Here is a 14194-nt window from a genome sequence, read left to right on the forward strand (position 1 = left end):
AGTTGCGCATTCCCGGTACTCCGGCGCTGGCCCCGCAGAGCTGGGCCAACGTGCTGGGCGAGAGCGGTTTCGACCAGGTGCTGTTCCCCGCACAGTGCGCCCATGAGCTGGGCCAGCAGGTGATAGTCGGGCGCCGTGACCAGACTCGACAGCATCCGCAGGCCCTGCCCAATGCCGCGCCGCGCGCGATCCCGCCCGCGACAGCGCCTGTCACCACCGCGACCACCGAGGGCGCGCGCACGGCGCTCACCGCCCTGGCCCTGGAGGGCCTGGCCAAGGCCCTGCAACTGGAGCCCGGGCGTATCCAGGTGGACCAGCCGTTCGCCGACTACGGTATCGACTCGATCCTCGGCGTGAGCTTCGTCAGCCACATCGGCGACGCCCTGGGCCTGGAACTGAACACGGCGCTGTTGTTCGACTACCCATCGCTGCAAGCCCTGGTGGACTACCTGCTGGAGCATTACCCGAAGCAATGCGCCCGCCTGGACGCAAACCCGGAGCAGGCCATGGTGGCGCCGCCAGGCGCATCCGTAGAGCACCTGGAGGCGGCGTTTCTCAACGGTGAACTGGCAATCGATGAATTGCTGAAAATCGTCAACGACAGCGTTGCGGCCAACCAGGGCATCGCGCAGGCAGCGGTGGGGAAGGGACAATCATGAGCAGCCAAGCATTTCAATCCATCATCGCCCGGCTGCAACAGCGCCAGATCAGTGCCGACGAGGCCGGGCAACTGTTGCGGCGGCTCAAGGCCGATGGCCAGGGCGTGGTCCAGGAGGGTCTCGGAGAGCGGCCGGCGGTTGCCGAGCAAATCGCGGTGATCGGCATGGCCGGGCAATTTCCCGGCGCGGCCGACGTCGAGCGTTTCTGGCACAACCTCAGCACCGGCGTCGACGGCGTGGGCGAACTGGGTGAGCGCTACCTGGACCAGCGACGGGCCTTTTCGGCCGAGCGCCAAAGCGGCAAGACCTATTGCAAGTGGGGTGGGGTCCTGGAACAGCGGGACGACTTCGACCCGCTGTTCTTCAATATTTCCCCCCGCGATGCCGAGTCGATGAATCCGCACCAGAGGCTGGTGCTCCAGGAGAGCTGGAAGGCCCTGGAAAATGCCGGCTACAACCCCAAGGGCTTGCGTGACCAGGCCGTGGGGATCTTCGTCGGTGCCGAGCCGGCGGGTTATTTCCACGAGACCTTCATCGGCGCCTCCGACGCGATCATCGCTTCGCGGCTGTCTTACTACCTGGATTTCAAGGGGCCGGCGCTGGTGGTCAATACCGGTTGTTCGTCCTCGGCCACGGCGATTCACCTGGCCTGCGAAAGCTTGCGCAACGGGGAGTCGACGCTGGCCCTGGCCGGCGGTGTATTCGCCACCCTCGGCGAGCCCGGGCTGATCAGCCTCGCCCAGATGGACATGCTTTCGCCCACCGGGCGCTGCCATACCTTCGACCAGCGCAGCGACGGCATCGTCCTGTCCGAGGCGGTGGGCATGCTGGCGCTCAAGCGCCTGTCCGAGGCACTGGCCGATGGCGACCCGATCCACGGGGTGATCTGCGCCTCGGGAATGAACCAGGACGGCGCCAGCAACGGGATCACCGCGCCCAACGGCCAGGCCCAGGAGCGGCTGATCGGCGAACTGTATCGGCGCCATGGCATCGACCCACGGCAGATCAGCTACGTCGAGGCCCATGGAACCGGCACGCCGCTGGGAGACCCGGTGGAGGTCAACGCGCTGGTGCGAGCGTTCCGCCAGTTCACCAGCGACACCGGTTATTGCGCGCTGGGCAGCGCCAAGGCGCACATCGGCCATGCCTCGGCGGCCGCCGGGGTGGTCAGCCTGATCAAGATCCTGTTGTCGATGAAACACCGGCAACTGCCGGGGCTGCTGCACTTCCAGCAGCTCAACCCGCGCATCGAGCTGGCGGGCTCGGCGTTCCATATCCATCGCGAGCCTCGGGAGTGGCCCGCCGACGGCCCGAGGATGGCCGCGCTCAATTCCTTCGGGCATAGCGGCACCAATGTGCACATGGTCATTCGCCAGGCGCCGCAAACCCTGGCTGCCCCCACCGAGGAGCCGGGCCAGCCCTGCCTGCTACCGTTGTCGGCGCGTACCGCCGATAGCCTCAGGCGCTATGCCCGGCGGCTGCGCCAGGCCTTGCTGGACCCGGACCTGCGCCTGGCGGACCTGGCCTATACCCTGCAAATCGGACGGCAGGCCCTGGCGCATCGATTGATGTTCCTGTGCGGCGACAAGGAGCAGTTGCGCCAGCAACTCAACCACTGGCTGGATCGCCGCGCCTGCCGGCATTGCTGGGACGGACAAGTCGTGAGCGGTGAACGCCGGGACATCCCGTTACCCGTCGCTGGCGATCCGGCGAGCCTGCAAGCACTGGCCGAAGCCTGGGTGGCCGGGGGCAGCCTCGACTGGGCTGCGTTCAATCGCCAGCACCACAGCACCGCGCGACGGATACACGCGCCGGTCTATCCTTTCGCCCGACAGAACTTCTGGATACCGCCAGCACAACGCGGCGCCGCGGCGGGCGAGGCCGGCGCCGGTATCGCGGCGCCCATGCATCCGTTCCTCGAACGCGACACTTCGGATCCGCAGCGGCAACGCTTCACCAGTCGATTCGATGGCCAGGAGTGGTTCCTGGCGCAGCATCGGGTTGCGGGGCAACGGATCTTTCCCGGGGTCGCTCACTTGGAAATGGCCCGGGCCGCCGTGGCCCTGGTCGCGACCGGACGACAACCGTCACTGAGCCAGGTGGTCTGGCTGCGGCCCCTGATCGTCGAGGACCGGCCACGGCACGTGGAGATCGAACTCACGGCCGAGGACGATGGGCAACTGCGCTTCGAAATCAGCAGTCGCGAACTGGATCCGGCGACCGGCCAGGCGATGGGCCAAGCGCTGTTGCACAGCCAGGGCCTGGCCAACTTCGCCGCGCCCGCCGCGCCCGCCGCGCCGCAGTCGGCCGACCTGGCGGCGTTCAAGGCACGCATGAACGGTGGCCAGCTTGGTGCCGGGCAGTGCTACCAGGCTTACCAGGCCATGACCTTCGATCACGGTCCGGCCTACCAGGGCTTGCAGAGGGTGTACCTGGGGCATGGCGAGGTGCTGGCGCAACTGGCGCTGCCCGCTTGCCAGCAGGCGAGCCTTGGCGACTATGTGCTGCACCCATCGCTGCTGGACTCGGCATTGCAGGCCGCCATTGCCTTGAGCCTCGGAGCCGATGTGGTGCTGGACGAGGAACAGCGGCAGCAGTTGCCGGCGTTGTCCCGGCCGACGCTGCCGTTCGCCCTGGAGGCCTTGCAGGTCCTGGACCGCTGCAGCGAACGGATGTGGGCCCGGGTGAGCTATGCCGAACGCCGCGGGGACCAGCAGGCCGAGACGGCCCTGCAGCGCCTGGACATCCAGTTGTTCGACGAGCAAGGCAAGCTGTGCGTGGCGCTGCGAGGGTTCACCTCCCGGGTACTGAACCCGGTGGACGAGCCGGTGGATGGCGCAACGGCGCTGCCACAGACCCTGTTGTTCCAGCCGCGCTGGCTTGATGAACCCGCGCCCGCGGCAGCCGCGCCGGAGTTCGAGCAGCGCCTGGTCCTGCTCAGCGGCTTCGAGCCGGAAAGCGCCGGCCAGGTCCAGCGGCAACTGGACGGGCAGGGCGTCGGGGGCCAATGCCGGGTGCTGGACTTCATCGAACAGGACTGCGCCCTGGACTATGAACGGACCGCCCTGGCGCTGTTGCAGCAAATCAGGGGGCTGCTCGGCGCAGGTGGCGGCCGGCGCCTGTTGCAATTGGCGGTACATGACCCCCAAGGCGAACGCCTGGTCGGCGGCCTGGCGGCGCTGCTGCGCAGCCTGCAACTGGAGGTGCCGGCGGTGCGTGCCCAACTGCTCGAACTGGACGAACCCCAGTGCCTGGCACAACGGTTGGCGGACAATGCGCCAGCGTCCGATGTCGCGATCCGTTACCAGGGTGGCCGGCGCCAGGTCCTGCACTGGCTGCCTTGCCCCCCGATGGACCTGGCGATCGAGGCGCCGTGGCGGGATCGCGGGGTGTACTTGATCACTGGAGGCCTGGGCGGCCTGGGCCGGGTGTTCGCCCAGGCCATCGTCGCCAGCGTCAGCGACGCTGTGTTGATTCTCACCGGCCGTTCGCCAGCGACCGCCGATGCCACGGCCGGGATCGATCCGCGGCGCAACCGCATCGAGTACCGGCGACTGGACGTCAGCGACGAACCGGCGGTACGGCGCCTGGTGGCAGAGATCGTCGCCGAGCATCGGCATCTGGACGGCGTGCTGCACTGCGCCGGGGTGATCCAGGACAGCTTGCTGGTCAACAAGCAGGACGAGCAGTTCAGGCAGGTGCTGGCGGCGAAGGTCGCCGGTACCCGTCACCTCGACCTGGCTACCGCCGACCTGGCGCTGGATTTCTGGATCGGTTTTTCCTCGGGAACCGGTGTGGTCGGCAATGTCGGCCAGGCGGACTACGCCGCAGCCAATGCCTTCGTCGATCGCTATGCGGCCTATCGCCAGCGGCTCGTCGCCCAGGGGCTGCGTCAAGGCCACAGCCTGGCGATCAACTGGCCACTGTGGAAGGACGGCGGCATGCGGGTGGATGCCGCCACCGCCCGGCAAATGCAGCAGGACACCGGCATGCTGGCGATGCCCAGCAACGCCGGGATCAATGCCTTGCGCCAGTGCGTTGCCCTGGCATTGCCCCAAGTGTTGGTCATGCACGGCCAGCCTGGGCCGATCATCCGGCTGGTGGCCGGCGCGCCACGGCCGGCAGCGCCGCCGCCCGGGTCCGCCGGCGTGGCGCCCCCGGCTCCCGGGCTGGGCCAGGCCTTGCAGCGGGCCTTGATCGAGCAGGTGTCCGCGCAGATGAAGATTCCCGCCAGCGATATCCGCACCGATGCCGAGTTCAGCCAGTACGGCTTCGATTCGATCAGCCTGACCACGCTGGCCAACAGCCTGAAGCAGCAATGGCGGCTGAGCCTGGCGCCGACGATCTTCTTCGAACACGCCACCATTGGCCGCTTCGCCGCTTACCTGGAGCGTGAGCATCACGATGTGCTGGCTGCGCGGTTTGCGCCGCGGAGCGAGGCGCCCCAGGAGCAAGCCCTTGAGCAACCGCAGCCGACAGTGACGCCACGGCCAGCCGCGCCACCGCCGGCCACGACGGCGGCAGGTGCGGCCCTGGATGACATCGCGATCATCGGGGTCAGCGGGTGTTTCCCCATGGCCGAGGACGTCGCTCAGTTTTGCCGCAACCTTCAAGATGGCCGCGATTGCATCAGCGAGGTGCCCGCCAGCCGTTGGGACTGGCGCGAGTATTACGGCGATCCGCACCGGGAACCGAACAAGACCAACGTCAAATGGGGCGGATTCATTCACGGTGTCGACCACTTCGACCCGCTGTTCTTCGCCATCTCGCCGCGTGAGGCGCAGTTGATGGACCCCCAGCAGCGGTTGCTGATGACCCATGTCTGGCTGGCTATCGAAGACGCCGGTTATGCCGCCAGGGACCTGGCCGGCAGCGATACCGGGATCTTCGTCGGCACCGGGGTGACCGGCTACAGCAGCCTGATCGCCAAGGCCGGGGTACCGGTGGAAGGCTACAGCGCCACGGCGATGGTGCCTTCGGTTGGCCCCAACCGCATGAGTTTCCTGCTGGATTTCCATGGCCCCAGCGAGCCGATCGAAACCGCCTGTTCCTCCTCGCTGGTGGCCATCCACCGCGCCGTGCAAGCCATTCGCAGCGGCGATTGCGCCATGGCGATCGCCGGCGGGGTCAATACCCTGGTCGCTCCCGAGGCCCAGATCAGCTTCAGCAAGGCCGGCATGCTGGCGCTCGACGGGCGCAGCAAGACCTTCTCGGCCCAGGCCAACGGTTATGCCCGGGGCGAGGGGGTGGGGATGATCGTGTTGAAAACCCGCGCCCAGGCCGAAGCCGATGGCGACCCGATCTACGCGCTGATCCGCGGTACCGCACAGAACCACGGCGGCAAGGCCAACTCGTTGACGGCGCCCAACCCCCGTGCCCAGGCCGAGCTGCTCAAGAGCACTTACCGCAAGGCCGGGGTCGATCCGCGCAGCATCGGCTACATCGAGGCCCACGGCACGGGGACCGAACTGGGGGACCCGATCGAGATCAATGGCCTGAAGATGGCGTTCCGCGAACTGGCCGATGAGCTGGGCGGCGAACAACCGGGCCAGGGTTACTGTGGGGTCGGTTCGGTGAAATCGAACATCGGCCACCTGGAACTGGCCGCCGGGATCGCCGGGGTGATCAAGGTGCTGTTGCAACTCAAGCACAAGACCCTGTTCAAGAGCCTGCACTGCGAGTCGCTCAACCCCTATATCGAACTCGATGGCAGCCCCTTCTACGTTGTCCAGCACAGCCGTCCCTGGGCCGCCTGCAAGGATCGAGACGGCAACGAGCTACCGCGCCGGGCAGGCATCAGCTCGTTCGGTTTCGGCGGCGCCAACGCCCATATCCTGCTGGAGGAATACCGCGCTCCGCAGCCGTTGCCCAGCGAGGCGTCGCCGGGCCCCAGGGCGTTCCTGCTCTCGGCCCGCACCGAAGACCAGCTGCGTGAGTCGGCGCGACGCCTGGCGCAGTTCATCGCCAGCGTCCCAAGCCAGGCCGCTGGAGATGTCCAGGGCTACCTCGACGCCCTGGCCTACACGCTGCAAGTCGGCCGTGAGCCGATGGCGCAGCGGCTGGCCTTGTTGAGCGACTCGCTGGCGGACCTGCAACGCCAGCTCGACACCTTCGTCGCCAGCGGCGAGGCGCCGTATCGCGGCCTGGCCACGGGCGACAACCCGGCGCTGGCGCTGTTCGGCCAGGATGACGACATGGCGGCCGCCTTGACGGCCTGGATCGCCAAGCGCAAGTACCACAAGCTACTGGAACTCTGGGTCCAGGGCCTGGCGCTCGACTGGCGCCAGTTCTACCGGGAAGGACGGCCGATGCGCCGCCTGAACGTGCCGGGCTACCCCTTTGCCGGCGAGCGCTACTGGGTCACCGATCTTGCTTGTACCCCAGGCAGCGGCCAGCCGGTCGCTGGCGCCTGGTTGCATCCACTGCTGGAGCGCAACACCTCGGATTTCTCCCGGCAGCGTTTCAGCAGTCGCTGGCGGGGCGACGAGCCCTGGTTCGCTGACCATCGGGTCGCGGGCCAGAGCACCATGCCCGGCGTGGCCTACCTGGAAATGGCCCGGGCGGCGATGGTCCGCGCGCTGGACCCGCAAGTCCTGGATGGCGGCACGTTGCAACTGCGCAACGTGGCGTGGCTGGTGCCCTATGGGCCGATGCCACAAGCCGACGAGCTGCACGTGGAGTTGAACCTGGAGCAGGAGCGGATCGAATTTCGGATCTATTCCCAGGTCGGTGCCGTGGTGCAGGAGCATTGCCAGGGCAGCGCCCAGGTGGTCACGACGAGCCAGGCGCCCGCGCTGGACCTGGATCGACTGCGTGCGGACGGCTGGATGCGCAGCATCGAAGCCGACGAACTGTATACCCGCTTCGCCGCGCTGGGCATCGCCTATGGCCCGAGCCATCGCGGGGTGTCGCGACTGTGGCTGGGCGAGGGCCGGGTGCTGGCCCAACTGGAGTTGGCGCAACAGTGGTTCGAGGGCGATTGGCTACTGCATCCGGGCATGCTCGACTGCGCGGTCCAGGCGTCCATCGGCCTGCTGCAAGGCCCGGAAGGCGAGGGTGAGACACTGCTGCCTTTCGCCGTGGAACAGGTGCAAGTGCACGGTCGCTGCCAGCCACGGATGTGGGCCCTGGTCAGCCTGGACAAGCGCGCAGGTTCGGCCGTGCAACGGATCGAGATCCAGCTGTGCGATGCCCAGGGGCACGTCGCCGTGTCACTGCGCGGCTTCAGCTCGCGGCCGCTGGGCAAGGCGCGCGAACCGGTGGCAGCGCTGGCCGGCTCCCCAGCGCTGCCGGCAGGCCTGAGCCTGTTGGCACCACGCTGGTCGGCTTGCACCGCTCGACCAGGCCCGATACAGGCACTGCCGACCCTGGTCATGGGGGCATCCGAGGGACATCGCCAATGGCTGTCCGGCTTGTACCCCGGGCTCGAGTGCATCGCGGCGCAGTCCGGCGACATCGAGGAACTCGCTGCCCAGCTGGCCGCCTGCCGGCCATTCCAGCGCCTGGTCTGGGTGGCCCCGGCACAGCAGGCCACGCTGATGCTGTTTCGCTTGATCAAGGCACTGTTGCAGTCGCAGGTGGCGCAGCAGGCGCTGCAACTGCAGTTGGTCTTCAGCGCCAGCGTGACGTTGCATGCCGCTGAGCCCTTGCTGCCGGAACTGGCCGCCTGCCACGGCTTGGCCGGCTCTCTGGCCAAGGAGCAGGAACAGTGGCGGGTGGAACTGGTGGATCTGCCGTCGGATGACCAGGCATTGCCCCAAGCGCTGCTTGAGCCGCAAGTGCCGGGCCAGTGCCTGGCCTGGCGCGACGGGCAGTGGTTCGAGCAACGCCTGCTGCCCCTGGCCGACAGCCCGGAGCCGGGCGCCGGCACGGTGCATTACCGCGAGGGCGGGGTCTATGTGGTGATCGGGGGGGCCGGCGGAATCGGCGAGGCCTGGAGCCGCCATCTGATCAGCCACTGGCGGGCGCGGGTGGTCTGGCTCGGGCGGCGTGCGGCCGACCAGCGGATAGAGGACCAGCTCGAGCAATTGGCGCAACTGGCCCTGCAGCATGACGCGGCCCCACCCTTGTACCTGCAGGCCGATGCCACCGACCCGGAACAGTTGGTGCGGGCCAGTCGGCAGGTCGCCGAGGCCTGCGGGCCGATCAATGGCTGGGTGCACTCGGCACTGGTGCTGGACGATGCGCGCCTGGCGCAGATGGACGAGGCGAGATTTCGCGCGGTGTTCGATGCCAAGCGCCTGAGTTGCATCGCCCTGGCCGCGGCTTGCGGCGCGGCGGACAACCCGGCGTTGGACTTCGTACTGTTCTTTTCGTCGATGAATGCCTTCAGCCGTGCCGCCGGCCAGGGCAACTACGCCGCCGGTTGCGCCTTTGCCGACGCCTTCGCCGCGCAGCTCGGGCAACAGCTGGCCTGTGCGGTCAAGGTGATGAACTGGGGGTATTGGGGTTCCGTCGGGGTGGTGGCCGATCCGGCCTATCGGGCCCGCATGTCTGCCCAGGGCCTGGGCTCGATCGAACCGCCGGAGGGCATGGCGGCGCTCGATCGCCTGCTGGCCGGCCCCTTGGCGCAACTGGGCTTGATCAAGCTACTGCGCCCCATGGCGATCACCGGCATCGACAGCCAATGGCAGTTGGCGTGCTACCCGGCGCGGTCGGCGCTGGTTCGCGAATCGTGGTCGGAGGTGGCCCATGGCGCCGGCGCGGCACCGCAGCATCACGCGGCGGCCGGGGAGATGAACCGGCTGCTGCTGGCCCATATCTTCGCCTGCCTGGGCGAGTTGGCCGGCGGCGGGCCCCTGACCGAACAGCGGATAGCCGCCGCGCCGGCGGTGGCGGCCAACCTGCTGGCCCAGCCGTTCTACCGCCGCTGGTTGCGCGAGAGCCTGCGGCTACTGGTACAGAATGCCGATATCGACGAGCAGGGCCACCTGCTCTCGCCCCTGCCCGAGCCGACGGCGCTGCGCAGGCAATGGCAACAAGCCAGCCAGCCGTGGCGGGGCGATGCCGACTTGCAGGCGCAGTTGCACCTGGTGCAAGCCTGCATGGAAGCATTGCCGGCGATCCTGCGGGGTGAACAGGCCGCCACCGCGGTGATGTTTCCCGATGGCTCGATGAGCCTGGTGGAGGGCGTCTACCAGAACAACCGGATCTGCGACTATTTCAATGCGGTGCTGGGCCAGGTAGTGGCCGATGTCGCCCAGCGCCAGGCCGCCAGTGGCCAGGCATTGCGGATCCTGGAGATCGGCGCCGGCACCGGCGGTACCACCGCCACGTTGATCGAGGCGTTGCGGCCGTGGCAACAAGGCATCGAGGAGTACTGCTATAGCGATATTTCCCAGGCATTCCTGCGCCATGCCCAGGTCCATTTCGCGCCCCGGGCGCCTTATTTGCGCACGGCGATCTTCGATGTCGACAAACCCTGCGCCGAGCAAGGCATCGAACCGCAGCGCTATGACCTGGTCATCGCCACCAACGTATTGCATGCCACGGCCGACCTGCGGCGTACCTTGCAGAACGCCAAGAGCGCGCTGCGCCAGGGCGGCCTGCTGGTGCTCAACGAAATCAGCGACCGTTCGCTGTTCACCCATCTGACCTTCGGCTTGCTCGAAGGCTGGTGGCTGCACAACGATACGGCGTTGCGGATTCCCGGCTGCCCGGGCCTGTATCCCGAGCGTTGGCGGCACTTGCTGCAGGCCCAGGGCTTCGAGCGCATCGCCTTCCCCGCTGCGCCAAGCCATGGCCTGGGCCAGCAGATCATCGTCGCGGCCAGCGATGGCGTGGCCTGCCTGCCGGTCGCGGTCGAGTGGGCGCCAGCCGTGGTCGCGGCGCCGGTGGCCGCCGACACCGAGCCCATGGCCAGCGACGATCAACTGCTGGCCGGGCAGTGCCGGCAATGGGTCACGCAGGTGGTGTCGCAGTTGGTCAACATGGCGCCCGAACGCCTGCAGCGGGACATGGCCTTCGATCGCTATGGTATCGACTCGATCCTGCAGATCAGCCTGATCCAGGCCCTGGAGAAAACTACCGGTGAGCTGTCGCGCACCCTTCTGTTCGAACACAACACCATCGACCAATTGGCCAGCTACCTGATGGCCGAACATCGACCGGCGCTGGCCGCGCGCTTCGCGGCGGCGCTAACCGCGGCCACGCCGCCGATGACAGCGCCCGCGGCGCCGACGGTACGCGCGCCCCAGGCCAGTCGGCTACGAGGCCCGGTGGCCGGCGCGCAATTTGCGGGTCCTGCAGAGCCTGAGGTTCACGGACGCGATATCGCCATCATCGGGGTGGGCGGTCGTTATCCACTGGCAACCGACCTGGAGGCGTTCTGGGACAACCTGCGCAACGGGCGCAATTGCGTCAGCGCGGCCGAGGGCCAGCGCTGGCCAACCCCTGATGGCCAAGTACAAGGCCATTACGGCGGCTTCCTGGAACAGGTCACGGCTTTCGACCACCAGGCATTCGGCATCGACGAAGCCCAGGCGCGACATTTTTCGCCGCCGCTGCGCCAGATGCTCGAAGTGGCCTGGCTGACCTTCGAGAACGCCGGCTACAACCGCGATGCCCTGATGCGCTTGCAGCAGGAGGCTGGAGCAGCCGTGGGGGTCTTCATCGGCTCGATGTACAACCAGCCGGCGGCGGGCCAGGAGAGTGACGAGCTCGCCGCGATCGCCGCCAATGTCACCGACTGGCAACTGCCTAACCGGATTTCCCATCACTTCGATCTCAAGGGGCCGAGCCTGGCGGTCAATACCGCCTGCGCCAGCTCGATGTCGGCGATCCACCTGGCCTGCCAGAGCATCCTGCAGGGCGAGTGCGCGATGGCGTTGGCCGGCGGCGTCAACCTGATCCTCGATCCGTCGCGCTACCAGACCCTCAAGCAGGCCAATCTGCTTGGCACCTCGACGCTCAGCCGTGGCTTCGGCCTGAGCGACGGCATGTTGCCAGGCGAGGGCGCCGGTGCCGTGCTGCTCAAGCCGCTGGCGACGGCGCTGGCCGATGGCGAACGGATCCTCGGGGTGATCAAGGGCTCGGCCCTGAACCATGGCGGCGGCAAGCTGCAATATTCGGCGCCCAATACTCGCCAGCAGACCAGCGTGATCACCGAGGCCTTGCGCCGCTCGGGCCTGCAACCGGCGCAAATCGACTATATCGAAGCGGCGGCCAATGGCTCCGAGCTTGGCGATCCGATCGAAGTGGCGGCGTTGAAAAAGGTCTTTGGCGAACTGCCTCCCGGCAGCTGCGCCCTGGGCACGGTGAAATCCAACATCGGCCATCTCGAGGCGGCGTCGGGCATCTCCCAACTGACCAAGGTGCTGCTGCAACTGCAACATCGACAATGGGCACCGACCATCAACGCCGAGCCGCTGAATCCGCATATCCGCCTGGAAGGCAGCCCATTGCGCCTGCAGCTCGAGGGCGGGCCCTGGGAGCCCGGGGCGAACGGCCAGCCACGGCGCTGCCTGATCAACTCCTTCGGCGCCGGCGGTGCCTACGCCAGCCTGGTGGTGGAGGAATACCGGGACGCCCGGGCGCAGCGCGAGAGGACAGTGGGCGAGCAATTGTTGATCATCGCCGCAGCCAGCCGCACGAGCCTGATGCTCTACCTGCACAAGCTCCAGGCGCTGGTAGAGGAACATCCGACTATCGAAATTGCAGATCTGGCCTACAGTTTAGCCCTGCGCGAACACCGCCTGGCCCACCGGGCCGCGCTGGTGGTCCAGGATCGGGCGCAACTGCTGGCCGGACTCGAGTCGTTGCGGGCCGGCCTGCCCACAGGTGATTGCTGGCTTTCGGCGAGCACGGGCATCGAGGCTGGCGAGCCGCCGCTCGCTGCGGGTTCGCCGAGGCAAGCAGCCGCGGCCTGGTGCCGTGGCGCCGGGCTAAACATCCCGGCGCGGTATCCCCGGGGCGGCAATCGCATCGCGCTGCCCGGCTATGTGTTCGAGCATCCGCTACCTGCATCGGAGCCTGTCACGACGTCTTCGGCGTTGTTCTCCGGCGAGCTGTACCAGCGCATCAGCGGTGGCGAAATGGACATTGCGCAATTTACCCAACTGCTCACCCGCTCAACCAGCGAACAGGGAATGTTATGAGCCAGACCCAGGACACACCCACAGCGATCCAAGGAGATACCGGCGCAGTCCACGGCGCGGGCCGGCACGCCCAGTCGTTGGCGGCCAATCTGAAGCTCAAGGACGGCTTCCCGGTCATGCCGGGCAAGCTCCCCTTGCTGGGCCATGTCCACCGGATCGGCAAGGACGCCCTCGGCGAACTGCGCCAGGCCGAGGCTGCATGCGGACCGATCTTCTGGACCTACTTCGGTAGCCAGTTGCCGGTGCTGCAGATCACCGACGAGGCGGGCCTGGCGATCCTGCAGAACAAGTACACCGACAACTCCTACCTGCGCGAGCAAATGCCGGTGATCACCGGTGAGGCGATGAACGCCTTCGATGGCCCGCGCCATCGCAATGCGCGCAAGGCCAGCACCGACGCCTTCACCCCCAGGGGGCTGAGCCGGGCCCAGGTCGGCGAAGCCATAGTGCAGACCATCGAGCGGCGCGTCAGCCACTGGTGCCGGGAAAACAAACTGGCGATCTTCCCGCAGACCAAGGACATCGCCCTGGAGGTGGTGTTCCGTATCCTGGGGATCCAGACCCAGGAGCTGGAGCTGTGGCGCCATCAATACGAAGAGTTCTTCCTCGGCATGATCCCGTTGAAGATCAACCTGCCCGGTTTCCCGGCCTGGCGCTGCCGCAAGGCGCGGCGCTGGCTGGAGCAACGGGTGGCGCAGATCGTCGCCGACACCCGGGCCAGGAATGATCACGACAGCCTGGTAGGGGCGATGATCTTCGGACGCGATGACCACGGCAATGGCATGTCCGAGGTCGAATTGGTGCACAACATCCTCGGCCTGGGCTTCGCCGGTTCCGAGACCACCGCGGCGGTGATGGCCTGGTCGGTACTGCAGCTGTCGCAACATCCCGGGGTCTGGCAACAGCTGTGCGAGCAGGTCGCCCGGCTGCCGAGCATGCCCGTGACCCACGAGGAGCTGGCCAGCCAGGTGCCGCTGGCCGAGGGGATATTCCGTGAAACCATGCGCTTGTATCCACCGGCGCCCTTCGAGATGCGCAAGGTGCACACCAGCTTCGAGCTGATGGGGCACACCATCCCCGCCGGAGTGATGGCCGGGGTCAGCCTGCTGCACGTGTCGCGCAATCCAGAGCGCTACCCGGACCCGGACAGCTGGCGGCCGGAGCGCTGGCTGGGCCTGGACCGTGCCTTGAACCAGGTGGAAACCTGCCAGTTCGGGGGCGGGCCCCACGCCTGCCTCGGGCGTCATGTCGCAGCGCTGGAAATCACCCTGTTCATCGCCATGCTGGCCAGGGAGCTGGGACCCAGGGGCATCGTGCCGCGCCTGGTGGGCAAGTTGCCGCCGCCGGCCTACCTGCCATTCCTGCGCCCTTCGAACAAGGCCCTGCTCGACCTCAGTGGCGCATGAACGCGCGGGGCACAGCGTACTTCTGGCTCATGCA

Annotated in this window: 3 protein-coding genes (1 of these 3 running past the window's edge); all 3 read left to right on the forward strand. The window is 67.5% G+C overall.

Features of this window, described 5'->3' with window-relative positions:
• Tightly spaced (each overlapping or abutting the next), the 3 genes in view from AC3WK8_RS18830 to AC3WK8_RS18840 form a layout consistent with a single transcriptional unit that may run on beyond the window.
• Positions 1-659 carry the 3' end of an SDR family NAD(P)-dependent oxidoreductase gene (locus tag AC3WK8_RS18830; protein ID WP_103325488.1) on the forward strand. It extends 14131 nt beyond the left edge of the window, so the window shows 659 of its 14790 coding nt (coding positions 14132-14790); the start codon falls outside the window, past its left edge; its stop codon occupies positions 657-659.
• Entirely contained in the window at positions 656-12754 is a 12099-nt protein-coding gene (locus AC3WK8_RS18835; RefSeq protein WP_103325487.1) for an SDR family NAD(P)-dependent oxidoreductase, read from the forward strand. The genes AC3WK8_RS18830 and AC3WK8_RS18835 overlap by 4 nt, the downstream gene beginning before the upstream one ends.
• On the forward strand, positions 12751-14160 hold the full coding sequence (locus AC3WK8_RS18840; RefSeq protein ID WP_103325486.1) for a cytochrome P450: 1410 nt from the start codon (positions 12751-12753) through the stop codon (positions 14158-14160). The genes AC3WK8_RS18835 and AC3WK8_RS18840 overlap by 4 nt, the downstream gene beginning before the upstream one ends.
• Positions 14161-14194 lie beyond the last annotated feature (34 nt).

Source organism: Pseudomonas sp. FW507-12TSA, assembly GCF_058781435.1.

Bases quoted from the DNA above. Each gene is read 5' to 3' on its own strand.
- AC3WK8_RS18840 (WP_103325486.1), top strand. From the start codon at position 12,751: ATGAGCCAGACCCAGGACACACCCACAGCGATCCAAGGAGATACCGGC.
- AC3WK8_RS18835 (WP_103325487.1), top strand. From the start codon at position 656: ATGAGCAGCCAAGCATTTCAATCCATCATCGCCCGGCTGCAACAGCGC.